This is a genomic window from Leifsonia sp. McL0627 (assembly GCF_058244615.1).
This window is the reverse complement of sequence record NZ_JBZCGM010000003.1, coordinates 1,247,138-1,273,793: the sequence shown is the minus strand read 5'-3', so window position 1 is coordinate 1,273,793 and position 26,656 is coordinate 1,247,138. Positions and strand designations below refer to the sequence as shown.

21 protein-coding genes and 2 pseudogenes are annotated in these 26,656 nt (G+C 69.0%); 14 read left to right on the top strand and 9 right to left on the bottom strand.

Annotated elements, in window-relative coordinates:
- Positions 1 to 103: 103 nt before the first annotated feature.
- Genes AC37TH_RS14355 through AC37TH_RS14340 form a run of 4 tightly spaced genes read right to left on the bottom strand, consistent with a single transcriptional unit; the run spans position 104 to position 4,111 of the window.
- Positions 104 to 781, bottom strand: a complete 678-nt coding sequence (locus AC37TH_RS14355) for a TMEM175 family protein (RefSeq protein WP_490765012.1) — start codon at positions 779 to 781, stop codon at positions 104 to 106.
- A gap of 32 nt (positions 782 to 813) precedes the next feature.
- A complete protein-coding gene (locus AC37TH_RS14350; protein WP_490765118.1) occupies positions 814 to 1,824 on the bottom strand; it encodes an FUSC family protein in 1,011 nt (336 codons plus the stop codon).
- A 60-nt stretch (positions 1,825 to 1,884) separates the two neighbouring features.
- Entirely contained in the window at positions 1,885 to 2,991 is a 1,107-nt protein-coding gene (locus AC37TH_RS14345) for a winged helix DNA-binding domain-containing protein (RefSeq protein WP_490765011.1), read from the bottom strand.
- A gap of 52 nt (positions 2,992 to 3,043) precedes the next feature.
- Complete coding sequence (locus AC37TH_RS14340) at positions 3,044 to 4,111, bottom strand: App1 family protein phosphatidate phosphatase (protein WP_490765010.1); 1,068 nt, start codon at positions 4,109 to 4,111, stop codon at positions 3,044 to 3,046.
- 204 nt (positions 4,112 to 4,315) lie between these two features.
- Between AC37TH_RS14340 and AC37TH_RS14335 the strand changes: the two genes are divergently transcribed.
- From AC37TH_RS14335 to AC37TH_RS14315, 5 genes are all read left to right on the top strand, one after another.
- Positions 4,316 to 4,975: a TetR/AcrR family transcriptional regulator gene (locus tag AC37TH_RS14335; protein ID WP_490765009.1), complete on the top strand. Its 660-nt coding sequence runs from the start codon at positions 4,316 to 4,318 to the stop codon at positions 4,973 to 4,975.
- A gap of 325 nt (positions 4,976 to 5,300) precedes the next feature.
- A complete protein-coding gene (locus AC37TH_RS14330) occupies positions 5,301 to 6,182 on the top strand; it encodes an ABC transporter ATP-binding protein (RefSeq protein ID WP_490765008.1) in 882 nt (293 codons plus the stop codon).
- Positions 6,179 to 6,865, top strand: a complete 687-nt coding sequence (locus tag AC37TH_RS14325) for an ABC transporter permease (RefSeq protein WP_490765007.1) — start codon at positions 6,179 to 6,181, stop codon at positions 6,863 to 6,865. Before AC37TH_RS14330 ends, AC37TH_RS14325 begins: the two co-directional genes overlap by 4 nt.
- Positions 6,862 to 7,605 (top strand): ABC transporter permease, encoded by a 744-nt coding sequence (locus AC37TH_RS14320; RefSeq protein ID WP_490765006.1) that lies wholly within the window; start codon positions 6,862 to 6,864, stop codon positions 7,603 to 7,605. Before AC37TH_RS14325 ends, AC37TH_RS14320 begins: the two co-directional genes overlap by 4 nt.
- Before the next feature lie 66 nt (positions 7,606 to 7,671).
- The gene (locus tag AC37TH_RS14315; RefSeq protein WP_490765005.1) at positions 7,672 to 8,601 is read left to right on the top strand and encodes an ABC transporter substrate-binding protein; all 930 of its coding nucleotides are present in this window, start codon (positions 7,672 to 7,674) and stop codon (positions 8,599 to 8,601) included.
- Positions 8,602 to 8,625: 24 nt separating this feature from the next.
- Here AC37TH_RS14315 and AC37TH_RS14310 read toward each other — a convergent pair.
- The 4 genes and pseudogenes from AC37TH_RS14310 to AC37TH_RS14295 all read right to left on the bottom strand — a co-directional run bounded on the left by AC37TH_RS14310 (position 8,626) and on the right by AC37TH_RS14295 (position 11,295).
- A pseudogene (locus tag AC37TH_RS14310) lies at positions 8,626 to 9,322 on the bottom strand (DedA family protein).
- A complete protein-coding gene (locus tag AC37TH_RS14305) occupies positions 9,319 to 9,933 on the bottom strand; it encodes a TetR/AcrR family transcriptional regulator (protein ID WP_490765004.1) in 615 nt (204 codons plus the stop codon). The pseudogene AC37TH_RS14310 and the gene AC37TH_RS14305 overlap by 4 nt, the downstream one beginning before the upstream one ends.
- Positions 9,934 to 9,974: 41 nt before the next feature.
- Complete coding sequence (locus AC37TH_RS14300) at positions 9,975 to 10,919, bottom strand: M56 family metallopeptidase (RefSeq protein ID WP_490765003.1); 945 nt, start codon at positions 10,917 to 10,919, stop codon at positions 9,975 to 9,977.
- Between the two features lie 7 nt (positions 10,920 to 10,926).
- A complete protein-coding gene (locus AC37TH_RS14295; RefSeq protein WP_490765002.1) occupies positions 10,927 to 11,295 on the bottom strand; it encodes a BlaI/MecI/CopY family transcriptional regulator in 369 nt (122 codons plus the stop codon).
- 97 nt (positions 11,296 to 11,392) lie between these two features.
- Between AC37TH_RS14295 and AC37TH_RS14290 the strand changes: the two genes are divergently transcribed.
- From AC37TH_RS14290 to cydC, 4 genes are all read left to right on the top strand, one after another.
- Positions 11,393 to 12,805 carry a cytochrome ubiquinol oxidase subunit I gene (locus tag AC37TH_RS14290; RefSeq protein ID WP_490765001.1) on the top strand — a complete coding sequence of 471 codons (1,413 nt, stop codon included), beginning with the start codon at positions 11,393 to 11,395 and terminating at the stop codon, positions 12,803 to 12,805.
- 9 nt (positions 12,806 to 12,814) lie between these two features.
- Entirely contained in the window at positions 12,815 to 13,849 is a 1,035-nt protein-coding gene (gene cydB, locus AC37TH_RS14285) for a cytochrome d ubiquinol oxidase subunit II (RefSeq protein ID WP_490765000.1), read from the top strand.
- A gap of 3 nt (positions 13,850 to 13,852) precedes the next feature.
- Positions 13,853 to 15,517, top strand: coding sequence for a thiol reductant ABC exporter subunit CydD (gene cydD / locus AC37TH_RS14280; RefSeq protein ID WP_490764999.1), 1,665 nt, complete (start codon positions 13,853 to 13,855; stop codon positions 15,515 to 15,517).
- 70 nt (positions 15,518 to 15,587) lie between these two features.
- Positions 15,588 to 17,237, top strand: a complete 1,650-nt coding sequence (gene cydC, locus AC37TH_RS14275) for a thiol reductant ABC exporter subunit CydC (RefSeq protein ID WP_490765117.1) — start codon at positions 15,588 to 15,590, stop codon at positions 17,235 to 17,237.
- A gap of 15 nt (positions 17,238 to 17,252) precedes the next feature.
- Here the strand turns inward: cydC and AC37TH_RS14270 are convergent, their stop codons facing one another.
- The gene (locus tag AC37TH_RS14270) at positions 17,253 to 18,035 is read right to left on the bottom strand and encodes an aminotransferase class IV (RefSeq protein ID WP_490764998.1); all 783 of its coding nucleotides are present in this window, start codon (positions 18,033 to 18,035) and stop codon (positions 17,253 to 17,255) included.
- Between the two features lie 17 nt (positions 18,036 to 18,052).
- On the opposite strand from AC37TH_RS14270, the gene AC37TH_RS14265 reads away from it, so the two are divergent.
- The 5 genes and pseudogenes from AC37TH_RS14265 (at position 18,053) to holA (ending at position 26,587) form a co-directional block, all read left to right on the top strand.
- Entirely contained in the window at positions 18,053 to 19,477 is a 1,425-nt protein-coding gene (locus AC37TH_RS14265; RefSeq protein WP_490764997.1) for an anthranilate synthase component I family protein, read from the top strand.
- Between the two features lie 130 nt (positions 19,478 to 19,607).
- Positions 19,608 to 22,196 carry a leucine--tRNA ligase gene (gene leuS, locus AC37TH_RS14260; protein ID WP_490764996.1) on the top strand — a complete coding sequence of 863 codons (2,589 nt, stop codon included), beginning with the start codon at positions 19,608 to 19,610 and terminating at the stop codon, positions 22,194 to 22,196.
- 124 nt (positions 22,197 to 22,320) lie between these two features.
- Positions 22,321 to 23,049 (top strand): helix-hairpin-helix domain-containing protein, encoded by a 729-nt coding sequence (locus AC37TH_RS14255; protein WP_490764995.1) that lies wholly within the window; start codon positions 22,321 to 22,323, stop codon positions 23,047 to 23,049.
- Positions 23,050 to 23,102: 53 nt separating this feature from the next.
- A pseudogene (locus AC37TH_RS14250) lies at positions 23,103 to 25,205 on the top strand (ComEC/Rec2 family competence protein); the annotation flags it as partial.
- A gap of 338 nt (positions 25,206 to 25,543) precedes the next feature.
- Positions 25,544 to 26,587 carry a DNA polymerase III subunit delta gene (gene holA / locus AC37TH_RS14245; protein ID WP_490764994.1) on the top strand — a complete coding sequence of 348 codons (1,044 nt, stop codon included), beginning with the start codon at positions 25,544 to 25,546 and terminating at the stop codon, positions 26,585 to 26,587.
- Positions 26,588 to 26,656 lie beyond the last annotated feature (69 nt).

Below are 26,656 nucleotides of genomic sequence, written 5' to 3'. Positions count from 1 at the left end.
GCGCTGCGATAGCAGCACACAGCGACACCCTGACAGGGACTCCGCGCGAGCGGGGTCCCTGTCGTCGTTCCCGGTCCACTTCCCGGCCACGGTGCAGCCCGGTTCAGCGGTGCCTCTTGCGCACGCCCGGCGGGCGCGGGGCGCGGATCCGGTCGAAGAGCGGGTTGAAGAACTGCACGGCGAACGCCAGCGAGCCGATCCACGGAGCGAGCACGACGGTCAGCGCGGCGAGCCCGAGCGCGGTCAGCTCACCCATCCTGGTGGAGTGGACGGCCTCGGGGGTGAGCCCCTGGATCAGGTTCCGCTTGGGTGACGTCAGGTAGTACCACTGGATGCCGCTCATCCCGATCACGAAGAGGAAGTTGAGCGGCAGCAGCAACCGACCGGCCAGGAAGTCGTTGTACTCACTGATCAGGCTGGTCGTGAACGGGATGAGCACGACGCCGAGCAGTCGCAGCGTGTTGAGGAGGGTGACCCGCGGGTCGACTTTGACGACGTACTCGAACTGCCAGACATGGATGCGACAGAGCGTCGCCAGCAGCAGGAAGCTGATGACGAGACTCACGAAGCCGAACGACTGGTCGCCGAGCGCCGCCCAGAGCTGCGCGTTCGTGTGCACGTCGCCGAGCTTGCTGACGTCGAGATCCAGCACGAGGAGTGTCGCCGCGATGGCGAACACTCCGTCGGTGAACGCTTCGAGCCGTCTGGTCGACACCGGGCTCGTTTGGGTGTCCTCGACCGCGACGGGCGTGTCATCGGGAGGGCTGTTGTCAGCGGACATGCCGCCATGCTACGACCGGCGCAGCCGTCCGGTCAGGCGTTCACGTCCCCGGTGATCTCATCGTGCACCCGGCGGAGGTCCTCCATCAGTGAGCCGATCAGCACCCAGTGGCGGGGGTCCGGTGTGGAGATTACCAGCGGGGCGGTCAGCACGGGGAGCCCGGCGGTCTCTGTCCCCGGCTCCGTGGGGATCGCATCCGGGTCGCGTGCCAGCAACCGAAGGTCGTGCGCGGAGCGACGCAATTCCTCGGCGATGGCCTGCAGCGTCGGCTCGCCAGGGAGCGTGTCGTCGTAGTGGTCGCGGAACGCGCGGGTCATGCCGAGGGCGCGCGTGATGATCGGCCGGAACCGGGCGAACAGCTCGGTGTCCCGTTCGAGCGCGACGCGGTGCTTGGCCTGGCGCGGGTTGAGGGTGAGACTGTCCTCCGCCTGCGTGAGCGCGGCGTCCGCCTTCTTCTCCATCGGCCGCAGCAGTCTGGCCTCGATCAGCAGGGCGTTGAGCTGGGCGGGCGTTTGCGGGGTGGTCAAGGCCGTCGCCAGGCGGTCGAGGGTGGCTGCGAGTTCGTTGCCGAGGTCGAGGATCGCCCGGTGGGCGGGCTCCCGCTGCACTGGCGGGACGATCGCGATGTTGATGATCACGCCGATGACCGCGCCGATGATCGTCTCCACGATGCGGGCCAGCGCGTAGTCCGGGTTGGAGGCACCGACAGCGAGCACGAGCATGGCGGTGATCGGCACCTGGTTCGCCGTCCCTGGCGCGAGCTTGAGCGCCCACGCGAGCACGATGGAGACGACGACAGCCACGAGCACGATCCAGGTGTTCGTGCCGAACGCCAGCCCGATGCCGTAGGCGATGAGCACGCCGACGATCACACCGATGCTGCGCTCGATGGCCTTGCCGACCGACTGGTTGACGCTCGGCTGCACCACGAGCAGCGCGGCGATCGTGGCGAAGACGGGGAGCTCACCCGGCAGCAGCAGACTCGCGATCAGCCACGACAGGATCATCGCGACCGCGGTCTTCGCCACCTGCAGGAAAGGCATCCTGCTCGTCGTGCGGAGGTTGGCGGGAAGTCGGAGAGCCACGGCTCAAGGCTACCGGGGTCAGCCCTCCTCGGTGACCGTCGCCGTCAGCCCGAGAAAACGCCCGTACGCCTTCGCCGACCGGCGCACCCCCGCCGCCTCCACTCCGGTCAGCCGCGCGAACGGCAGCGGGTCGACGCGCACCGCCGACGACGTGGATGCGCGTTTCCAGGTTCCGGCCACGCGGCCCTTCGAGGCCAGGATCGGCGCGAACACACCGTTCTTGCCGGGCACGACCAGCTGGAAGTGCTCGTCGTCGATGACCGGCGACCTGTCCTGATAGCCGAGCAGGTACTCGTCGAATGCGGGCAGCAGGTCGACAGCCTTCCCATCGTTGGCCACTGGATGCGCGTCCCCGTGCACCTGCTCCGCCGTCGCCAGATACTCGACGCCGTCGACCTCCAGCGTCGCGATCCTGTCGCCCAGCACGGCCATCGCCGTCTTCGCGCCCGCGATCGTGCCCTTCGTCCACCACACGAAGTCCTTGACCGTTGCGGGGCCGTGACCGGTCAGGTAGCGCAGCAGGAACTCGCCGAGGGCTTCGTCCGGCTCCAGCGCCCGGGACTCCGGCGCCCACTCGTCGAGCAGCACCAGCGACTGCTGCGTCTTGTGCGTCGGCCCCCAGCAGAGCAGCCCGGTCTGGGCGAAGAAGTAGATCAGGTGGTAGCCGCGCTGCCCGGCCGTCGTGATGCCGTTCGCCTCCCACAGCTCCATCAGCTCGGCCCTTCCGATGCTGCGCCCTCCCGTCAACGCCGCGGTGACCACGTCGCGTGCGCGACCGAAGTCGTCCGACTCCAGCTCCAGCTGGCGGTGCCGAAGCGTCAAGCCGGCGACCATGCGGGTCGTCGTGACCCCGAGCATCCAGCGGAGGTCGGCCGGGGGCACGAAGTGGAGTGTGCCGCGCATCGGCCACGAGCGGATGATGCTGCCGTCGTCGAGAGCGGAGAGGACGTCGGCGCGGGTGGTTCCCGGACTTCGGGCGCCGAGTGCCCAGAGCGCTGCGCCGAAGTCCTGCGCCTGCACCGCCAGCAGCCGGTCGACCACCTGCACGGGAGTCAGCGGCTCGGACCCGTCGAGTGCGTGTGCGCTTCTGCGCATCCGGAGCAGGTCGGCGCGGCGTACTGGCATGGACCCAGTATTGCGGACGCCCCCGACACCGCGCGTCCGTGATCGCGGGTGGCTAGTGCGAGATCCCGAGGTCGTTGAGCTGTTCGCTGAGGCCCGCGCCGTCCGGTGCGTACACCCACGGCGCGCCGCTCAGCTCGGTGTGCTTCTCGGCCTTCGACCGGCCACCGGCGAGGACCGCCTTGCTGTTCGACAGCTGCCGGATCGCGACGGCGGAGACGCTGTCAGGATGGGCGATCGTGAACTCCCCGTAGAGGATCTCGTCGTGCTGACCGTCGTCGCCGACCAGCAGCCACTTGAGGCCGGGGAACTCGCTGGCGAGCCGATCCAGGCTGATGCGCTTGTGGTCACGGCCGCTTCGGAACCAGCGGTCGTGCGTCGGCCCCCAGTCTGTCAGCAGCAGGGGCCCGGCCGGGAAGAGGTTGCGCGACAGGAAGCGCGTGAGGGTCGGCGCGACGTTCCAGGCGCCTGTCGACAGGTAGATCACCGGTGTTCCCGGACGCGTCGCCGCCAGTCGTTCGAGCAGGACGGACATCCCGGGCGTCGCCACGCGGGCGTGCTCGTCGAGAACGAAGGTGTTCCACGCCGCGAGCAGCGGGCGGGGGAGCGCCGTGACCATCACCGTGTCGTCGACGTCGGAGATGATCCCGAAGGTGGCCTTGGGGTCGACGATGTACACAGGCGACTCGAACACGCGCGTCGACTGGTCGGTGTACATCTTGACCGTGTGCCAGCCGGGGGTGAGCTGCACAGGGATGACCGTGTCGATCACGCCGCCGCGGTCGGGCATCACCGTGTGGCGGTCGCCTTCGATCTCGATCGTGACCGGCGTGTCGGAGACGGGGACGCTGGTGAACGACCGCCAGCCCCGGATGCTCTCCTCGCGCTTGCGGTGCTTGCGCTCGGCCCTGCTCCCCGGCTTCGGCTCCTTTGCGAGCACCACCCGCCCCAGGATGCGCGCCCACGTCGGCGCGCCGTACCCCGTGTACGGGACGACGGTCGCCAGATAGCCGCGCTTGCGCGCTCGGCGCGCGCGGAACTCGTGGAACGCATCCTCGATGCGCGCCGCGCGATGCATGATGGGCTCGACGCTCGCGCCGCGTTTGTCAGGGGTGACGGGCATATGTGACTAGTTTCTCATGGACGACCGAGCCATGTGCGCGCATCCCCCAGATCTGGGGAGGCATCCTGCGGCGAGTCGGAGGCAATTCCCCGCCATAAATGAGGTTTCCCCGAATATGATCCTGAGTATCACGGCTCATCCAGCCGTGGGGCTGGGGACCCGACAGACGTATTGTTGAGCTGCAGGAAAGAAGGAGTAGCCCTCGTGCCCATCAACGACCTTGTTGCCGGTCAGAACACATCCGGAGCGCCACTGGTGCGAACGGAGCCGATCCAGGAGCGGAGCGCAGCGCGCATCGACGCTCTGCTCGACGCCGCCGCCGAGGTGGTGGATGAGATCGGTTTCGACCGCCTCACCACTGCGATGGTTGCCGAACGCGCCGGTGCGTCGATCGGAACGGTCTACCGGTACTTCCCCGACCGCATCGTGCTGCTGCAGGCGCTGCGCGACCGTGCGGTGCTCCGTTATCGCCAAGCCGTCGTGCAGGGCATCAGGGAGCAGGAGCCGGAGCACTGGTGGATCGCGGTGGAGTGCGCCATCGACGCCTTCGTCGGGATGTTCCGCCTGGAGCCCGGCTTCCGCATCATCCGGTTCACCGACGCGGAACGCTCTGGAGCGCCGGACGACGGTCCGACTCCGGACGACGACTTCTTCGCGCACCGGTTCGCGGAGATCCTCTCCGACGAGTTCGGACTCCCGGCCGGCGATGAGCTGACCTTCCACCTCGAAGTAGTGGTGGAGATGATGGACTCCCTGATCAACCGCGCTTTTGTGCTCAACCAGGCCGGCGACGAGCGATTCATCGCCGAGGCCAGGGTGGTCGCCCGCGAATACCTCGAGAAGCGCTACGGCGGAGAGGCCTGAGACTCTTTCGTCCGAGTCTCTGATGCCGATCGGACCGCACAGGTCTGACCGGTCAGATCGTGGTGCCCGTCTCTGACGATGGGCTCGAACCAGAAATCGCCTGCGCGAACCTGGGAATGTCGGTGGGTGATGGCATGTTGCCATCCGAAGCGGTCTCCATACCGAAGAGAGTATGCAGAGCCACCGACACGGAAAGGGTTCGCATGTCAGGAACCGGCCGCGCCATAAATCGACGCAATTCTTTGCCAAAGCGCCCGAATGGTGTTTGGCTGATTGAACAGGCCTGTGTTGATCCGATGTCCCGTTCGAGGAATGAGCCGCACCAATGATCGAGTTCCGCTCGGTAACGAAGCAGTTTCCCGACGGTACGGTCGCGGTGGACGACTTCTCGCTCGTCATCCCTTCGCGGGAGATCACGGTGCTCGTCGGCTCGTCGGGAAGTGGTAAGACCACGATTCTGCGCATGATCAACCGGATGGTCGACCCGACGAGCGGATCGGTCGAGATCGACGGCGAGGACGTGATGAGCCTGAAGCCGGTGAACCTGCGCCGCAGCATCGGCTATGTCATGCAGAACTCCGGCCTCCTGCCGCACCGGAAGGTCGTCGACAACATCGCGACCGTCCCGCTGCTCCGTGGGGAAAAGAAGCGGGATGCGCGGGAGCGTGCCCTGGAGCTGATGGACACGGTCGGGCTGGAGCGCTCGCTGGCCGACAAGTACCCGAGCCAGCTCTCCGGCGGCCAGCAGCAGCGCGTCGGCGTCGCGCGCGGTCTCGCCGTCGACCCGAACATCCTGCTGATGGACGAGCCGTTCGGCGCCGTCGACCCGATCGTGCGCGACGAACTTCAGAACGAGCTGCTGCACCTGCAGCGCGAGCTCGACAAGACGGTGGTGTTCGTCACGCACGACATCGACGAGGCGTTCAAGCTCGGCACCCAGGTGGTCATCTTCCGCAAGGGCGGCATCGTCGCCCAGAAGGGCACGCCCGCCGAGATCCTGGCGAACCCGGCCGACGAGTTCGTTGCCTCGTTCATCGGCGCCGACCGGGGCAAACGCGCCCTGCACATCGAACAGACCTCCACGGGCAGCGTGCTCGTCGACAGTGAAGGGCGCGCCGCAGGCGTGCTCGCCGGCGGCCCCTCAGAAGCAAAGGCCACGACCTCTTCGGTCGTGGGTGCTCCGGCGCAGGGTGAGGAAGCGTCGTGAGTTGGCTGTGGTCGAATTTCGGCCTGGTCTGGGATCTCACGGTCGCTCACGTCACGCTGAGCGTCTTCCCGATCGTGATCGGGTTCATCGTCTCGTTGCCGATCGGCTGGGTGGCGAACAGATACCGGGTGAGCCGCGGAATCGTGCTGACGCTCGGTGGCATCCTGTACACCATCCCGTCGCTGCCGCTGTTCATCGCGATGCCCGCCCTGATCGGCACGCAGATCCTCGACCCGAAGAACGTGGTCGTCGCGCTCAGTCTCTACGCGCTCGCGCTGATGGTCCGCACCACGGCGGATGCGCTCGCGAGCGTGCCGGGTGACGTGATGCAGTCTGCCACCGCGATCGGGTTCAGCACCTGGCGGCGGTTCTGGGCCGTGGAGCTCCCGCTCGCCGGACCCGTGTTGCTCGCCGGGCTCCGGGTCGTGTCGGTGAGCACGGTGAGCCTGGTCAGCGTCGGCTCGCTGGTCGGCGTGAGCAACCTCGGAACGATGTTCGTGCAGGGACTCAACCAGTACAACAACGCCGAGGTGGTCACCGGCATCGTGGCGATCATCGTCATCGCCCTCGTCTTCGACCTGATTCTCGTGCTGCTCGGTCGGCTGCTGATGCCGTGGACGCGGCTCGGCACGACCAAGCGCGCCTCCCGTCGGGCGGCGCTGAAGGCGGTGACCGGCGCATGACCGACATCTTCGCGGCCTTCGCCTGGGTCTTCGACCCGGCGAACTGGGCCGGAGCCAGCGGCATCGGCGCCCGGCTCGGCGAGCACCTCTGGTACTCGCTGCTCACGGTCGTCCTGGCGGCGGTGATCGCACTGCCGATCGGCTTCGCGATCGGGCATACCGGCCGGCTCCGCGGGCTCGCGGTCGGCATCTCCGGTGCGCTGCGCGCCATCCCGACCCTCGGTCTGGTGGTGTATCTGGCTCTGATCACCCTGAACCTGAGCATCGTCCCTCCGTTGATCGCGCTGACCATCCTGGCCATCCCTCCGGTGCTCGCCGGGGCGTACTCCGGGCTCGAGTCGGTGGACCGCCGGACGATCGACGCCGCACGGGCGATGGGGATGACGGAACTTCAGATCCTGTTCAAGGTCGAGCTCCCGTTGTCCCTGCCGCTCGTCATCGGCGGCCTCCGCTCCGCGGCCCTGCAGGTGATCGCCACCTGGACGGTCGCCGCGATCCTGCCGGTCGGCGGCCTCGGCCGCTTCTTGTTCGACGGCCTGGCCGTGCAGAAGTACGACGAGATGCTGGGCGGCTCGATCCTGGTGATCGCGCTCGCCCTCGTCACAGACGGCGTCTTCGCCATCGTGCAGCGACTTGTCGTGCCACGCGGCGTCACGGCGGGCAAGGTCGCCGACGTCCGCACGAAGGACCCCTGGCGGCCGCTCGGCGCCTCGGTGCCGAACCACCCCATGGGCACCTGACTCCTACTTTCCCGACCATCCAAGACCCACTGCACCCACTGCACCCACCGAAAGAGAGAAGCAACCATGTTCGCATCGAAGAGAGGCCGCATCGCGGCCGGAGTTCTCGCTGCGGGAGCCCTCCTGGCTCTCAGCGCGTGCTCGTCAGGCGGCGGCGCGCTCGGCGGCAACTCGTCGACGTCGTCAAGTGACAGCGTCACCATCGGCTCCGCCGCGTTCGGCGAATCGGAGATCCTCATGCAGATCTACGCGCAGGCCCTCGAAGCCAACGGCGTGAAGGTCAGCCTGAAGCCCAGCATCGGTCAGCGCGATGTCTACCTGAAGGCGCTGCAGGACGGCTCCATCGACCTGATCCCGGAGTACTCGGGCAACCTGCTCCAGTTCTATGACAAGTCCAGCACCGCCACCTCCAGCGACGACGTGTACTCGGCGCTCGCCAAGGCGCTGCCGTCCGGCTTCGAGGTGCTCGACCAGGCCAAGGCGCAGGACGCCGACTCGTACAACGTGACCAAGGAGTTCTCGCAGAAGTGGGGCGTCAAGAGCCTCTCCGACCTCTCCAAGGTGACGGAGCCGCTGACGGTGGGAGCCAACCCGGAGTTCCAGGAGCGCCCGTATGGCATCCCCGGCCTGAAGAGCGCATACGGCGTCACCGCGACGCTCAAGCCGATCAGTGACAGCGGCGGGCCGCTGACCGTCGCAGCACTCAAGAACGGCGACGTCCAGCTCGCCGACATCTACACCACGACGCCGGCGATCAAGGACAACGGCTTCGTCACCCTGGAAGACCCGAAGAGCCTGATCGCAGCGCAGAACATCGTGCCGCTGATCAACACGAAGAAGGCCAGCACCACGGTCAAGGACGTGCTCAACAAGGTCTCGGCCGAGCTCACCACGGCCGACCTGATCGACCTGAACGGCGAGAACCAGGGCGCCAGCAAGACCCAGCCGGATGCGCTGGCCAAGGAGTGGCTGGCGAAGCACCCCATCAAGAAGTAGTCTCCAGCAGGTGACCGGCGGGGCTCAGGCCTCGTCGAGGTGCGGCGGTTCGGGTTTCCGGACCGCCGCATCCACGTCTGCGGCACGATCCATGTGCCGGGACTCGCGCTTCTGCAGCACTTTCTTCACGATGAACGCCAGCACGATGAACGCCGCGATGATCGCGACGAACACATAGCCGGCCCCGTGCAGCTCCTGGGAGAGCTCTCGGTAGCTCCCCGCCGCGAGCGAGCCGACCGTGACATACGCGAACGCCCAGATCACGCACGCGGGGGCGGTCCAGGCCATGAATGTGCGGTAGCGCATCGGGCTCATCCCGACCGTCAGGGGGATGAGGGAGTGCAGCACGGGCAGGAAGCGCGACAGGAACACGGCGATGCCGCCGCGCTTGGCGAAGATATGCCTCCGCCCTGTCCCAGTTGTTCTGGCCGAGTTTCAGCCCGAGCCTGCTCGCACGGATCTTCGGGCCGAAGTACCGGCCGAGCGCGAAGCCGATGGACTCGCCCGCGAGCGCTCCGAGGATGACCACGACCACGAGGGCGAAGTATTCGACCGGGCCGGCGACGGCCGTGCTCGCCACCAGCACAATGGTGTCTCCCGGCACGATCAGGCCGATCAGGATGGACGTCTCCAGCAGGATCCCGATCCCGGCGAGCAGTGTGCGCAGCACGGGGTCGACGCTCTGGACGATGTCCAGGATCCAGGTGAGCGCCTCGTTCACGGCGCCTCGGACTGCGCGGAGGTCTGGCTGCCCGGAACGCGCCGGATGAGCGTGAAGAAGTATTCGAGGGTGCTCGCCATGTCTGCCGTGTCGTCGAGCATCCACTGCACCTGCATGCCGTCGGCGACCGCGATGGCGATGCGGGCGAGCTGCTCCGCGTCGAGCGCCTGGTCGATGCGACCGGCTTGCTGCTCGTCGCGGACATGTTGCGCGATGCCGGCCCTCAGCAGTGCGTACCGTTCCACGAAGTATGCGTGGCCAGGGTGGTCGTCGTCCGCCGCCTCGGCGGAGATCGTCGCGTAGAGCTGCACGAGGCCCGGCACGTCGGCGTTGTGACGCACGACGTCGACGAGGGTGTCGAAGCCGCGGATGGCGCCGCCCTCCGGATGCGCGTGCTCGTCGACCTCGTCGCGCTTGCGGAGGACCTCGGCGAACAGTTCTTCCTTCGACGAGAAGTGGTGCAGGAGGCCCGCCTGGCTCAGCCCGACGGACGTGGCGATCTCGCGGAGCGACGCACCGCGGTAGCCCTTCTGGGCGAACACGTCGAGCGCCGTCGTGAGGATCTCCTCTCGCTTTGCGATCCCTTTGGCGTACGACCCCTTCTTCGGCATGGGGAAATGCTACTGGGCGTGGCCTGGACGAACGTGCAACGTCAGCTGGTGAGCACCAGAACGGGCGGCACGATCACGAGGGCGGCGGTGACGACGGCGATGACGAGGCGGAGGCCGGGGCTGACTGTGCGGTGCTCGGAGACGAGCCTGGCCTCGCGCGCGGCGATGGAGTGGCGGCGTTCCTCCGGTGTGCGCTTGTCTTTCGGCGCGCCGAGCACGGCGCCCGCCGTGCCGGTGTCGTCGACGACCCGGATGGCGTCGGCGAGCACGAGGTCGCCGGAGGTCTGGCGCGCGGCGTCGTCGGCGAGCATCTCGATCAGGAGGGCGACCGCATCCTGGGCGCGGGTGGCGATCGGGAACCAGGGGAGCGCCCGCTTCCAGGAGCGGAAGGCGTCGAGCAGCAGGTGGTGTTTCTGGCGCAGGTGGGCGTGCTCGTGGGCGATCACCGCCTCCAGTTGCTCGGGGGTCAGTAGCGCGATCATGCCCTCGGAGAGCACGGTGACGCTCTGCGCGCCGGGCAGGCAGTACGCGGCGGGCGCTGGGTGGTCGATGATGCGGGTGCTCTGCGCGCCGGGAAGCGGTTCGCTGAGCAGGCTGAGCAGTTCGCGGTGGCGGTGCCGCTGCCGCCGGCTGCGCTCGGAGGTGAGCGCCAGATTGAGCAGCAGGTGCACGGTCAGGAGCACGGCGGCGCTGAGGGCGAACGTGTTGAGGAGGGTCGCCTCGGCGGGGAGCGGCCCGGAGAACACCGTGGAGGCTGCGCCGCCGATCCGCGACCAGAGGTCGTCGCCGAACGGCTGCAACCCGAACAGCAGCAGGGAGCCGATCATCGAGATGCCTCCGGCGAGCGCGATCGACTGCCAGAGCGCCAGCGCGAGGACGGGGGCGGCGGCGGGCCACTTCGCACGGGCCAGGATGAGCGGCACCGGCCAGGCCAGCACGATGGCGAGGACGCCGAGCAGAAGGGCGATCTCGTTAACGGAGGTCACTGTGCGGCTACGGAGTGCGCGCGTCGAGGAGACGGCGGAGCGTCTCGGCCTCCGACTCGTCGACCGAGCCGATGAAGTAGGCCAGCGCCTCGCTCCGGTCGCTCGAGCTCTCAAGCACTTCGTGCATCAGATCGGCGACGTGGCCCGCGCGGGAGACGGCCGCCGAATAGAGGTGCGGACGGGCATCCCTGTCGCGTTCGGCGAAGCCTTTCTGCTCCAGCCGGGAGAGGACGGTGAGCACCGTGGTGAGCGCGGGAGTCTTGCCGTCGTTCCTGCTTGCCGCTAGCTTGTCGCGTAGTTCGTTGGCGGAGACGGGGGCGCCACTGTTCCACAGAGCGTCCATGATCGCTCGTTCCAGTTCTCCAAGATTTGCCACGTGAACAAGGGTACCGCGGCTTGGCTGAGAATGTTCTACACTTTGTAGAAGTTGAGTTCTACAGAGCGTAGAAATCAATGGGGAAGGTGGACATGCCGTGAACGAATGGTTGGACCCGCTGCTGCTGTCGAGGTGGCAGTTCGGGCTTACGACGATCTATCACTTCCTGTTCGTCCCGCTCACGATCGGGCTGGTCACCTCCGTCGCCATCTTCCAGACGGCGTGGTACCGCACCGGCAAGGTGCACTACCTGCAGCTGACGCACTTCTTCGGCAAGCTCTTCCTCATCAACTTCGCGATGGGCGTGGTCACCGGCATCGTGCAGGAGTTCCAGTTCGGGATGAACTGGTCCAACTACTCCCGGTTCGTCGGCGACGTTTTCGGCGCACCGCTCGCCCTCGAAGGCCTGCTCGCCTTCTTCCTCGAAGCGACCTTCATCGGGTTGTGGATCTTCGGCTGGGACAAGCTGCCGCGCGGGCTCCACTTGGCGACCATCTGGGTCACCGCGGTCGGCAGCATCCTGTCGGCGTACTTCATCATCGCGGCCAACGCCTTCATGCAGAACCCGGTCGGCTTCAAGATCAACGAGGCCAAGGGGCGGGCGGAACTCACCGACATCTGGGCGGTGCTCACCAACAAGGTCGCCCTCGCCGCCTTCCCGCACACGATCTTCGCCTGCTTCATGGTGTCGGCCGGCCTCATCATCACGGTGGCGGCCTGGCACCTGTCCCGGAACCAGCACCTCGACACCATGCGCCCCGCCCTCAAGTTCGGGCTCTGGACGATGGTCGGTGCCGGCGCCCTCACCGTCCTGAGCGGCGACCAGCTCGGCCTGGCGATGGTCTCGACCCAGCCGATGAAGATGGCGGCGGCCGAGGCGCTCTACAGGACGTCGACCGGCGCTGACGCGTCGTTCTCGATCTTCACCCTCGGCACACCGGACGGCGTGCACGAACTGTTCTCCATCCGCATCCCGTATCTGCTGTCGTTCCTGTCGACGCACACCCTGAACGGAACGGTCGAGGGCATCAACGACCTGCAGGCGCAGTACGTGCAGCTCTACGGCCCCGGCGACTACACGCCGACGATCTGGATCACATACTGGGCGTTCCGCTGGATGATCGGGCTCGGGATGCTCCACGTCCTTGTCGCCGTCGTCGGCCTCTGGCTCACCCGCAAGGGCAGGATGCCGAAGAACAAGTGGGTCTGGAAGGCCGCGATCTGGGCGTTCCCGCTCTCCATGCTGGCCATGATCGTCGGCTGGATCTTCACCGAGATGGGCAGGCAGCCCTGGATCGTGTTCAGTCTGATGAAGACGGCGGACGGCGTCTCGCCCGGTGTCACGGGCCTCACCGTCCTGATTTCGCTGATCGCCTTCACCGCCGTGTACGGCACCCTGGCCGTCGTCGAGTTCTCGCTGATGAAGCGCGCCGCCCAGAAGGGGCCCGCCCCCGCGGAGGAGCACGTCGACGACGACGGCAACCACGTCCCTGTCACGACGGTCTACTAGGAGGCTCTGATGGATCTCGCAATTCTCTGGTTCGGTATCGTCGCGTTCTTCTTCGTCGGATACTTCGTGCTCGACGGCTTCGACTTCGGCGTCGGCATGGCGATCCCGTTCCTCAGCAAAGACGACGTGGACCGCCGCGTGATGATCAACACCATCGGCCCGGTCTGGGACCTCAACGAGACCTGGGTGATCGTCGGAGGCGCCGCCCTGTTCGCCGCGTTCCCCGAGTGGTACGCGACCCTGTTCAGCGGGTTCTACCTCGCCTTGCTGCTGATCCTGCTGGCGCTGATCGTGCGCGGCGTCTCGTTCGAGTACCGGCACCAGCGGCCGGACTCGCGGTGGAAGAAGTGGTTCGACGGCATGATCTTCGTCGGTTCACTTCTGCCCGCGCTGCTCTGGGGCGTCGCGTTCGCGAACATCGTGCAGGGCGTCGCACTGGATGCGCACTACGACTACACGGGCACGCTCTTCGACCTGCTGAACCCGTATGCGCTGCTCGGCGGCCTGACGACGCTGATGCTGTTCTTCACGCACGGCGTGGTGTTCATCTCGCTGAAGACCGATGGCGAGATCCGGGAGCGCGCCAGGAAGCTGGCCGTGAAGTCCGGCCTGATCGCGATCGTGGTGGCGGCAGCCTTCCTGCTCTGGACGGCCATCGCGCACTTCTCGGTGGTGTTCCTGATCCTGGCGGTGCTCGCCGCGGTGGCGCTGATCGCATCCTGGGTCGCCAACCTGCGGGGTGCCGAGGGCTGGTCGTTCGCGTTCATGGCCGTCACCATCGCGCTGGCCGTCGTCTCGCTGTTCGCCGCGCTGTTCCCCAACGTGATGCCGTCGTCGCCGAACCCGGAGAACAGCCTGACGATCGCCAACGCGTCCAGCTCGGAGACGACGCTGACGGTGATGACCTGGGTCGCCGCGATCTTCCTGCCGCTGATCCTGCTCTACCAGGGGTTCACGTACTGGATCTTCCGCAAGCGCGTGACGCGAGCGAGCATCCCCGCCGAGCCGCCGGCGGAGCCTCCGGTGCTCGCCGAGGTCGGCTGACCCGTGCGTCCCCTCGATCCCCGGCTCCTGCGCTACGCCGCTGCGGCGCGCGCCACCCTGGCCACGGGTGGCGTGCTCGCCGTCGCGCAGACCGCGAGCGTGGTGCTGTTCTCCTGGTTGGCGACCCAGCTGGTCGTGCGCGCCATCGGGGGCGAGCCGCTGGCGTCGCTCTCGGGACTGCTCGGGCTGCTGGTACTCGTGGTCCTCGTGCGCGGCGCGGTCGGCTGGCTCTCCGAGTCGGTCGCCGCCCGCGGGGGAGCGACCGTCGTGCGGCAGCTCCGCCGCGCGCTCGTGTCGGCGATCGGGCGGCTCGGGCCGTCCTGGTTGAGCACGCGGAGCACGGCGGAGGTGACCGTGACGGTCGGCCGCGGGCTGGACGCGCTCGACGGCTACTTCACCAAATACCTGCCGCAGCTGATCCTCACCGCCGTCGCCACGCCCATCCTGGTCGTCGTGATCTTCTGGCAGGACGCGACGAGCGGCATCATCGTGCTCGTCACGCTGCCGCTGATCCCGCTGTTCATGATGCTCGTCGGCTGGGCGACCCAGGCGGCGCAGAGCAGGCAGTGGTCGGCGCTGTCCCGGCTGTCGCGCGGGTTCCTCGACGTGGTCGACGGGCTGTCGACCCTCAAGCTGTTCGGCCGTCAGCACCGGCAGGAGGCGCGCATCCGGTCGGTGAGCGAGGACTACCGGGTGCACACCATGAAGGTGCTGCGCATGTCGTTCCTGTCCGGGTTCGTGCTGGAGCTGGCCGCAAGCCTGTCGGTCGCGCTCGTCGCCGTGGCGATCGGGCTGCGGCTGCTGACCGGGCAGCTCGACCTCTCGGTGGGACTGTTCGTGCTGCTGCTGGCGCCGGAGGCGTTCCTGCCGCTGCGGAACGTCGGCGCGAGCTACCACGCGGCGACCGAAGGGATCGAGGCGGCGCAGAGCGCGTTCGCGATCCTGGATGCGGATCGCGCTACGGGCGCGAGCGTCGCAGCTGGCGCGGCCGCTGGCGCCGGGAGTGGCGCATCCGGTGGCGGGCTGGTGTTCGACGGGGTGACCATCGCCTATGAGGACAAAGTCGTGGTGGACGACTTCTCGGCGACCGTCGAACCCGGCACGTTCGCCGTGCTGGTCGCACCCAGCGGGAGCGGCAAGTCGTCCCTGCTCGGAGCGGCGCTCGGGTTCGTGCCGTTCAGCGGGTCCGTCACGGCCGGCGGGGCAATGGATGCGGCTGGCCGCCGGGCAGAGATCGCCTGGGCAGGGCAAACGCCTGGGCTTATCGCGGGGACGGTGGCGTCGAACGTGGCGCTCGGCGAGGCGCATCCGGAGCCTGGGCTCGTTGCGGAGGCGTTGCGGCTCGCTGCCGCGGAAGAGGTCGCACCGGACACAGCGCTCGGCGTCGGAGGTTCGGGGCTCTCCGGCGGGCAGGCGCAGCGGGTGGCGGTTGCCCGCGCGCTTTACCGGCTGCGTGCATTCAGAGCGCTGCCTGTATCCAGAGCGTCGGTATTGCTGCTGGACGAACCGACCTCGGCGCTCGATGCCGAAGCGGAGGCGCGATTGTTGGCGACGTTCCGGTCCGTCGCCGACGACGGTGTCGCCGTGCTCGTGGTCAGCCACCGGGAACAGGTGGCCGCCGCCGCCGACGTCGTGCTGCGAATGGAGGTGGGCAGCAGTGTCCGCTGACCTGATTGATTCTGCGCCGGCGGCGCGACCGCGTGTCGCCGGTCGGCGCCCGTCTACCGGTGCCCGGCGCGTGCTGCGGCTCTCGCTGCCGCCCGCGCGGCGGCTCTGGGGCGCCGTCGCTCTCGGCGTGCTGAGCGGGGGGAGCGCCGTCGCGCTGCTCGCGTCGTCGGGCTGGCTGATCGCGCGGGCCGCCGAGCAGCCTGCGCTGATGTACATCTCGCTCGCCGTGGTCGGGGTGCGTGCCTTCGCGCTCGGGCGCGCCTTCTTCCGCTACCTGGAGCGGCTCTCCAGCCACGACTCGGTGTTCCGTCAGCTGCCGGCGGTGCGCACGGAGCTGTACACACGGATTGTCCCGCTCGCCCCGGACGGCCTCGGCGGCACCCGCCGCGGCGACCTGCTGTCCCGGCTCGCGAACGACGTCGACGAACTGCAGAACTATCCGCTGCGGGTGGTGCAGCCGCTCGTGACGTCCGGGCTGGTGGCCCTGCTCACGGTGGCCGGAACGTTCCTTCTGCTCCCGGAGGCCGCCGTCGGGCTCCTCGTCACGCTCGCTCTCGCGTTCGTCGCCGGCACCGTCGTGAACACCTGGGCGTCCGGGCAGGCCGAGCGGCGGCTGTCCCCGCTGCGCGCAGAGCTCAGCGACGCCGTGACCGACCTGGTGCGGAACCTCGACGTCCTCACCGCGTTCGGCGCCGTCGACGCGGCCCAGGCGAGGATCGACGCCGCGAGCGCTCGGCTCACCGCGGCCGTGCGATCCAGGGCGGTCGGCGTTGCGCTCACCGGGGCCGTGGTCTCGGTGCTCGCCGGAGCGGCCACGGTGATCGCTCTGACCGCCGGCATTCCCGCCCTCGACGCCGGACGCCTCGACGGCCCGGGGCTGACGGTCGTCGCCCTGCTGCCCTTGGCCGTGTTCGAGGTGTTCGGGATGGTGCCGCTCGCCCTCGGGTCATGGCGCCAGGTGGTCGCGAGCGCCGAGAGAATCGCCTCGACGGCGCCGGAGGAGCTTCCCGCCGGGATCCCGGTCGACCAGGAGACGCCGGTCGCGCTGGTGGTGCGGTCGGTGCCCGAACTCGAACTGCGCGGTGTCTCCGCGAGCTGGCCCGGCGCATCCACGACGGTGCTCTCCGACCTGGATGTTCAGCTCGCGCCGGGCGAGCGGGTGCTGCTCACCGGTCCGACCGGCGCTGGCAAGACGGCCGTCGCCCACGTGCTGACCCGCCTCATCGACTACAGCGGTTCGTACACGATCGACGGCGTGGAGGCGTCAACGGCGAAGCAAGACGACGTGCGCCGGATCGTCGGCCTCTGCGAACAGCGGCCGTACCTGTTCGACTCGGACCTCCGCCAGAACCTGCTGTTCGCGAAAGACACGGCGAGCGACGAGGAACTGCTCGCCGTGCTCGACCGTGTGGGACTCGGCGAGTGGACGGCGGAGCGCGGCGGCCTCGGCGCTCTGGTCGGGGAGCGGGGGGCGCTCGTCTCCGGAGGGCAGGCGCAGCGGATCGCGCTGGCCCGCGCGATCCTGGCCGACTTCCCTGTGCTGATCGTCGACGAGCCGACCGCCAACGTCGACCGCGCGGTCGCGGACCGGGTGGTGCGCGACATCCTCGCGACCGCGGCGGAGGACGGCCGCAGCGTACTGGTGATCTCGCACACGCGGGTGCCGGGCGAGCTGATCGACCGGACCGTGCGGATGGAGGACGGGCGGCTGGTGGGGTAGACGAGCGGAAGTGGGCTACAGCGGACGCGCCAGTGCGGCCAGCCGGCTCCGCCACGCGGAGGTGCGGGCCGCATCCTGAGCCAGCTGTGGGCCGTCGACCCACGCCGTCACCGCCCGGATGCCGTGCAGTGCGTTCACCGCCCACATCACCGCGCCGTCCAGCTCGGCGGGCGTGACCGCTTCCTCGTCCACCGGGATCCGTAGGGCTGCCCCGACGCCGCGCACGGTGCGGGCCGCGACGCTGTCCACCTTCGCGAAGGTCAGCGGAGGTGTAGCGAGGGCGTCGCCCCTCCACCAGAGCAGCGCGGTCGTCGAGCCGTCGCAGATGAGGCCGTTGTCGAGGATCACGGCTTCGTCGGCGCCGACCTGCTGCGCGCGCTGACGGAGAACGCCGAGCTGGGCGATGTCCGGGCCTTTGATGTTCGGCACGCGCCGTGGGTCGCCGTCGGCGGTCGCGAGGATCACGGAGTCGGTGAGAGCCGGGGCCGGCCGGAGCCGGAAGCGCAGGCGATGCGCATCCCGGATCGTCGAAAGCTCGAACCGGGGGAACCACGAGCCGGAGCGAGGGACGGCGGCGACCCCGGCGTCCCAGAAGCGCTCGGCGTCGCCGCGGTCGGCATAGCCCTGTTCGCGCGCCGATTCGACGAACCGCGTGCGGTGCAGCCCCACGGCGAGCGCGCGGCCGTCGGTGACGAGGAACGAGTCGGCGACGTCCAGCGTCTGTTCGGTCGTCTCACAGTCGTCGAGAGCGACCAGTTCGCCGTCGCGCCAGTCGGAGAGGGTGCTGCGAGCGTCCATTCGCCTAGGCTAATGCAGTGCCAACCCGTCTCTGTGTGCAGCAGTTCGACGGGCGACCCGATGCCGCCGACGCCTTCGTGGCTCTGTTCGCCGACACTCAGGATGCGGTGTGGCTGGACGCCGGACCGGATGCCGAGAGCGGACGGAGCATCCTGGCGACCGGGTCCGTGGTGGCGGTGGCATCGCTGACGGACGGCACGGTGGAGGTCACCGGGCCGGAGCGCGCGACGCACCGGGGGAGCATGCTCGACCTGCTGCGCGCCGACCTCGCGGCTCGCGAGCGCGTCCTGCCGCGGACGCAGGAGCCGTCCTTCGCGCTGGGGTGGCTGGGCTGGCTGGGCTACGAATCCGGTGCGGCGGCACTCGGGATGCCGCTCGCGCTCGACGAGGCTCCGGCGGCGGCGATGCTGTACGCCGACCGGGCGGTCGTGTTCGACCACGGCACGGGACAGGTGGAGCTGCTGGTGCTGGAGGCGGACGCCGACGACGCTGACGCTGCCGCTGAGACTGCTGACTGGCTCGCCGACACCGCCCGCCGTCTGCACGCCTCCCCGGGCGCCGCAGCCCGGTACGCGGCCGTGCATCCATTGCCCGCCCCTGCCACGGCGGTCTGGCGTCACGACGACGCCGCCTACCTCGCCATGATCCGCTCGTGCCAGGAGTCGATCCGGGCAGGGGACGCCTACCAGCTTTGCCTCACCAATCGTGCTGAGGCCGTCTCCTCCGCCGACCCGCTCGCGGTGCACCTGCGGCTGCGCGCGGCGAGCCCGGCGCACCACGCGGGCTTCCTGCGCATCGCCGGCACCACCCTGGTGAGCTCGTCGCCCGAGCAGTTCATCGCCGTCACCGCGTCCGGAAGGGTGCGCAGCAAGCCGATCAAGGGCACCAGGCCGCGCGGTGCGACGGTCGCCGCCGACCTCGACCTGCGCGCGGAGCTGGAGGCCAGCGAGAAGGAGCGCGCGGAGAACGTGATGATCGTCGATCTCATGCGCAACGACCTCGGCAGGGTCAGCGCGGTCGGGTCGGTCGGCGTGCGGCACCTGCTGGCGGTGGAGAGCTACGCGCAGGTGCACCAGTTGGTGAGCACGGTCGAGGGGACGCTGCGCGACGGCCTCGGCGCGGTCGACGCCGTCGAGGCCTGCTTTCCTGCCGGGTCGATGACAGGGGCGCCGAAGCTGAGCGCCATGCGCATCCTGGCCGGGCTGGAAAGCGGACCGCGCGGTGTCTACTCAGGATGCTTCGGCTACTTCGGCCTCGACGGAGCCGCCGATCTGGCCATGGTCATCCGCAGCATCGTCTTCCGGGACGGGCGCGTGAGCATCGGTGCGGGCGGCGGGATCACGACGCTCTCGGTGCCGGAGGAGGAGCTCGACGAGGTGCGGATCAAAGCGAAGGCCCTGTTCGCCGCGGCAGGGCTGTTCGCAGCGGGCGCACAGGTGTAAGGGAACGGATCCGCTCAGCCGAACGTTTAGTAGTGTGGATGTCTGGGCGCCGCCGCCCGCACGTCTTCCCGGCCGCATCCACTCGTCTGCGGTCGGCCGCAACACTGCACCCTTCAAGAATGAGAGTCACGTGGCACACGAGCACGATTCAGCCAGCGCGCCGTCCGAGGACGCGCGCTACGACTTCGCCGCCATCCAGGACAAGTGGCTTCCGGTCTGGGACGATCTGAAGCCGTTCGCGACGGACGACCCGGCTGACACGCGTCCGCGCAAGTACGTGCTCGACATGTTCCCGTACCCGTCCGGCGACCTGCACATGGGTCACGCCGAGGCGTACGCGCTCGGCGACGTGATCGCCCGTTACTGGCGTCAGCAGGGCTTCAACGTGCTGCACCCGATCGGCTGGGATTCCTTCGGCCTGCCCGCCGAGAACGCCGCCATCAAGCGCGGACTCGACCCGAACGGCTGGACCAACGACAACATCGCGCAGCAGAAGGCCAGTATGCGCCGCTACGCGCCCAGCTTCGACTGGGACCGCGTCCTGCAGACCAGCGACCCGTCCTACTACCGCTGGAACCAGTGGCTGTTCCTGAAGTTGTACGAGAAGGGCCTGGCGTACCGCAAGGCGAGTTCTGTCAACTGGTGCCCGTTCGACCAGACGGTGCTGGCGAACGAGCAGGTCGTCGGAGGGCGCTGCGAGCGCTGCGACAACCTGGTCACCAAGAAGAAGCTGACCCAGTGGTACTTCCGCATCACCGACTATGCGGACCGTCTGCTCGACGACCTGAACCAGCTGGAGGGCGCGTGGCCGTCCAAGGTGCTCTCGATGCAGCGCAACTGGATCGGCCGCTCGACCGGTGCGGACGTGCAGTTCGCGATCGAAGGTCGCGACGAGCCCGTCACGGTATATACGACGCGTCCTGACACGCTGTACGGTGCGACGTTCATGGTCGTCGCCCCCGACTCCGACCTGGCCGCCGAGCTGGTCGCGGATGCGCGCCCCGAGGTGAAGAAGCGGTTCGACGACTACCTGGCCGCGGTCCGTGGCACCACCGAGATGGACCGCCTGAGCACCGAGCGTGAGAAGACCGGCGTCTTCCTGGAGCGCCACGCCGTCAACCCGCTGACCGGCGAGACGCTGCCGATCTGGGCCGCCGACTACGTGCTGGCCGACTACGGTCACGGCGCGATCATGGCCGTGCCTGCCCACGACCAGCGCGACCTCGACTTCGCCCGTGCGTTCGACCTGCCCGTGCGCGTCGTCGTCGACACCAACCAGCCCGTCACCGGCGCCATCCCGATCATCCAGACCGACCCGGAGACCGGCGAACCGATCCTGCCGGACGACCTGCCGCTGCAGAACCCGTCGGAGACCGGCGTCGCCCTCACCGGCGAAGGCCGGCTGATCAACTCCGGCCCGTTCGACGGCCTGAGCAAGTCGAACGCGATCCGCCGCGTCACCGAGGCCCTGCAGGCCAGTTCGCTCGGCGTCCCGGCGAAGAACTTCCGCCTGCGCGACTGGCTGATCTCCCGCCAGCGATACTGGGGCACCCCCATCCCGATCATCCACTGCGACGCGTGCGGCGAAGTCCCGGTGCCGGAGGCCGACCTGCCCGTGCTGCTGCCGCCGGCCGAAGGCCTCGACCTGCAGCCGAAGGGCACCAGCCCGCTGGGCGCCGCCTCCGACTGGGTGAACGTGTCGTGCCCGAACTGCGGCGCCGACGCCAAGCGCGACACCGACACGATGGACACGTTCGTCGACAGCTCCTGGTACTTCCTGCGCTTCCTGTCCGCTCGCGACGACACGCAGGCGTTCGACCCTGCCGAGGCCGAGAAGTGGGCGCCCGTCGACCAGTACGTCGGGGGCGTGACCCACGCGATCCTGCACTTGCTGTACTCGCGGTTCATCACCAAGGTGCTGTTCGACCAGGGTGCGCTGAGCTTCACTGAGCCGTTCACGGCCCTGCTGAACCAGGGCATGGTGCTGATGGACGGCTCCGCGATGAGCAAGTCGCGCGGCAACCTGGTCAAGCTGTCCGACCAGCTCGACGAACACGGCGTGGACGCGGTGCGCCTCACGATGTCGTTCGCCGGACCGCCGGAGGACGACATCGACTGGGCCGACGTCTCCCCGTCGGGAAGCGCCAAGTTCCTCGCCCGTGCCTGGCGTGTGGCCCACGACGTGACCAGCACTCCGGATGCGGTCTGGAAGAACGGTGACACGGCGCTGCGCCGCGTCACCCACCGCTTCCTCGCCGATGCTCCCGGACTGGTCGAGGCGTTCAAGTTCAATGTGGTCGTCGCGCGCCTGATGGAGCTGGTGAACGTCACCCGCAAGACCATCGACAGCGGCGCAGGCCCCGCCGACCCCGCCGTGCGCGAGGCCGCCGAGGTCACCGCGATGGCACTCAACCTGTTCGCGCCGTATGCGGCGGAGGAGATGTGGTCGATGCTCGGCTACGAGCCCGCTGTCGCCCTGGTCCAGTGGCGCAAGCCGGACCCGACCCTGCTGATCGAGGAATCCGTCACGGCGGTCGTCCAGGTCGACGGCAAGGTCCGCGACCGCCTGGAGGTCTCCCCGAAGATCTCGACCGACGACCTCGAAGCGCTCGGCCGTGCCTCGGACGCCGTGAAGCGCTCGGTGGGCGACCGCGAGATCGTGAACGTGATCGTGCGCGCGCCGCGGCTCGTGAACATCGCGACGCGCGCGAAGGCGTAGTCGGCCCGCTTCGGTTCGTTCGTTCGCTCGGCGGCCGCTCTCCACAGGGAGGGCGGCCGTCGGTGTTCTCCACCGATCTGTGGATGCACGCGCTGAGGCGATCTCTGCTTCCTAGCGTTGGGGGATGGAAGATCGAGAACGGGTAGCCGAGGTCGTCGGCGACCGCGCTGACGGTGCTGACGGGGCTCGTGGCGCTGATGGCGCTGATGGCGCTGGCGGCGCTCACGAGCCGGGCGTGCCGCATTCGGCGTCCCGGTCGCCGCGTACGCGGCTGGGCGTGGGAGCGGCGGTCGTGCTGCTCCTCGGCGCGCTGGTGGTCGCCGTCATCGTCTCTGCGACCGGACAGCAGGGCGCGACCTCGACTGTGGCGCCAGCGGAGTCCTCCCCGGCGCTGCTCCGGGCGTCGACCGCTCCGGCGGCCGCGACGGACGCGATCCTGGTACATGTCCTCGGCGCCGTTGCGGTGCCAGGCCTCGTCTCGCTTGGACCAGGGTCGCGCGTCATCGACGCGATCGCCGCGGCCGGAGGCTTGGCGGACGACGCCGAACTGGCTGGCATCAACCTCGCCAGGCCGGTGTCCGACGGCGAGCAGCTCGCGGTTCCGCACGTCGGCGAACCGGCGCCGGTCCAGGTGCAGACGCCATCGGGTGGGTCGACCTCGTCCACCGTGAACCTCAACACCGCGACACAGAGCGATCTGGAGACGCTCCCGCGCATCGGCCCTGCGCTCGCCACGCGCATCCTGGACTGGCGGACAGCCAACGGACCTTTCGCCGCGCCGACCGACCTGCTCTCGGTGACCGGCATCGGCCAGAAACTCTTCGACGGCTTGAAAGACCGGGTCAGCGTGTGAGCGCCGACCTGCGCCTGGTGGCCCCGGCGGTCGCCCTGTGGACCGCTGCCGCCATGGTCATCGGGGCGCCCGATGCGGCGCGTCCCGTCGCACTGACGGCGTGGCTGCTCGCAGCGGGGACGCTCGCGGTCGCCGTGGTGCTCAGCCGGAGGAAGACATCTGGCCGTCGACGGTGGTGGCTGCCCTCCTGCTGCGTGAGTCTCGTCGCGGTGGCGCTGGTCTCCAGTGTTGTGGCAGTGCAGGCGCCCAGCCGTAGCCCGTCGATGCTCGCGCACGCTGCGGCCGTCAGAGACCACGTCACGCTGATCGTGCGGACGGAGTCGACCGGTCACGCGGTCTCGCCCGGCTTCGACGGCGCGGTGCGCTGGCGGTGGCGCGGGACCGCGGAGACGATCGCAGGGGCCGCCGGATCGACGGAATCCGGCGCACCCGATAGCAGCCTCGTTCCCGTCGAAGTCCCCGTCACCGTCGTCGCGGCCCTTCCCGCGCATGAGGCTCGGCCGCCCGCGTTCGGTGCCCTCGTCCGCGTCACAGGGACACTCAAGCCCAACACCCCTGGCGAGGCCACCACCTTCATCCTTTCCGCCACCGCCCCGGTCGAGTCGGCCGCAGAGTCGCCGTGGTGGCTCCGCTGGACCGAGCAGGTGCGCGGCCGTTTCGCCTCGGCCGCGTCCATCACCCCTGGTCACGGCGGCGTGCTCCTTCCCGGACTCGCCATCGGCAACGATACGGCGGTCCCCGCCGAGCTCGACGACGCCATGAAGACGAGCTCGCTGAGCCACCTCACCGCTGTCTCCGGGGCCAACTGCGCGCTCGTGACAGCCGTGGTGTTCTTCGTCGCCGCACGCGCCGGGCTGGGTCGCCGTGCCCGCGTCGTGGCCGCCCTGATCGCCCTTCTGGCGTTCGCGGCGCTGGTCACTCCCGGTGGCAGTGTGATCCGTGCCGCGACGATGGCGGTCGTCGTCCTTGTGGGGATCGCTCGGGGCCGGCCGTCGCAGGGGGTCCCACTGCTCGCGCTGGCGGTCATGATCCTGCTCGTTCACGACCCGTGGCTCGCTCGTGATTACGGCTTCGCACTGTCGGTGCTGGCCACAGGCGGCCTGATCGTGCTCACCGGGCCGCTCACGCGCATCCTGAGCCGGTGGCTGCCGCGGTGGCTGGCTCTGGCCGTGGCAGTGCCGTTCGCCGCTCAGCTCGCCTGCCAGCCGGTGCTGGTGATGCTCACGCCGACCATCCCGCTCTACGGCGTGGCGGTGAACCTGCTCGCGGCGCCTGCCGCCCCCGTCGCCACGCTGCTCGGCTGTCTCGCCTGCATCGCGCTTCCGTTCGTGCCGGTTCTCGGGCAGGCGCTGGTCTGGGTCGCCTGGCTGCCATCGGCGTGGATCGCCCAGCTCGCCCTGACGACGAGCGCCCTGCCCGGCAGCGCTCTGCCGTGGGTCGACGGGCTCGCCGGAGTCCTCCTGTGCGCCGGGGCGCTTGTCGCGGTGGCAATCCTCGTCCTGGGGCGGCGCGGTGCCGGCCGAGGTGTGCTCGCGGGCGTCGCCGCGTCCTCGCTGGTCATCGGAACGGTCGGCTATGCCGGGATGCTCGGCGGCACCCTGGTCGGCCGCGTCACCGGCTTGCCGGGGAACTGGCAGATCGCCGCGTGCGATGTCGGCCAGGGAGACGCCCTCCTCGTCCGCGACGGCGGACAGGTCGCCATGATCGACGTCGGCCGCAAACCGGAGCCGGCCGAGGCGTGTCTTGACCGCCTCGGCCTCGACCGAATCGACCTGCTCGTCCTCACCCACTACGACCAGGACCACATCGGAGGTCTCGCCGGGGTGGTCAGCCGCGTGCGCCATGCGATCGTGGGGGAGCCGGGCCGCGACCTCGATCGGCGGGCGATCGAGAGGTTGACGTCCGTCGGAGCCACTGTCGAACAGGGCATGGCAGGCATGGCAGGCGCGATCGGTGCTCTGCGCTGGCGCATCCTCTGGCCGCCGGTACCGGCGAGCGGCGCCCCGGCGCTGAGTGGTAATGCGGGCAGTGTTACCCTCGCCGTCGACGGCGCAGGGATCCGCTCGATCTTCCTCGGCGACCTCGGCGAGCGCGCCCAGGACGACCTGCTCGCCACGGGCGCGGTCACTCCCGTCGACGTCGTCAAGGTCGCCCATCACGGCTCAGCCGACCAGAGCGCGCGGCTGTACACGGGACTGCAGGCGAGCCTCGGCCTCGTCTCCGTCGGTGTCGAGAACACCTACGGGCATCCCACTGCCGCCGCCCTCGGGATCCTCGCCGACACGGGCGCAACGATCGCCCGCACCGACACCTCCGGGCTCCTGCTCGTGTCGCCCGGCCACGAGCCGGGCCACCTCGACCTCTGGACCGAACGGGACGCCCCACCCATGCCGACGCACGACGCCGTCGTACGATCGTCGGTCGAGTCGGCACCGCTGCCGTTGACCATCGGTGACAGTGGCCGCCCGTACACTGGAACGGACCGAGGAGGAACGTGGCGGCACGAGGCGGCAGCAGGGCGAAGGCGAGCACAGGACGGACGCCGAGCGCCGTCATTCCACAGCTCGGCTGGAACCAGATCAGGACGGCGCCGGTCGTCCTCGTCTCCGGTCCTGAGTCGTTCCTCGCCGACCGCTCCATCCGGATGCTGCGCGACACGCTCAAGGCGGAAGATCCGAGCCTCGAGATCAGCGACATCAACGCCGGGGACTACGCGCCGGGGGAGTTGCTCACGCTCGCGAGCCCCTCCCTGTTCGGGGAGCCCCGACTGGTCAGGGTCGAGTCGGTCGAGAAATGCAACGACTCCTTCCTCAGCGACATGCTCGACTACCTTCCCAACCCGGCAGGCGGCACGGTGGTCGTCCTGCGCCACGGCGGGGGAGTGCGAGGCAAGAAGCTGCTCGACGCCATCCGTGCTGGCACAGGTGGCGGCATCGAGGTGGTGTGCACCGAGCTCAAGAAGGATGCGGACAAGTACGACTTCGCCCAGGCGGAGTTCCGGAACGCCGGCAAGAAGATCTCGGCCGGAGCGTTGCGGGCAGTGACGTCCGCGTTCGCCGACGACCTCGCGGAGCTCGCCGCCGCGTGCCAGCAACTCATCTCCGATACGGCCGCCGAGGTGACGGAGGCAACCGTCGACAAGTACTACGGAGGACGCGTCGAGACCAACGCGTTCCACGTCGCCGATGCCGCCATCGCCGGCCGTTACGGTGAGGCCCTGGTGACGATGCGCCACGCGCTCGCCTCCGGTGCCGATCCGGTGCCGATGGTCGCCGCGTTCGCCAGCAAGGTGCGCACGATGGCGAAGCTGTCCGGAGCCCGCGGCGGTTCAGGCCAGCTCGCGCAACAGTTCGGTCTGGCCCCGTGGCAGGTCGACCGTGCGAAGCGCGACCTCCAAGGCTGGACGGAAGACGGCCTCGGTCGCTGCATCGAAGTCCTCGCGGAAACCGACGCCAACGTCAAAGGCGGAGGCCGCGACCCTGTGTTCGCTCTCGAACGCATGATCCGCATCGTGAGCGCTCGGGGCCGCGGAGCCTAGCTGCCGTCGTCGGCGAGTGGGAGTTGCGGTTGTCCGCTCCCGTCGCTCCGTTCCCGTGATGCCGCTCCA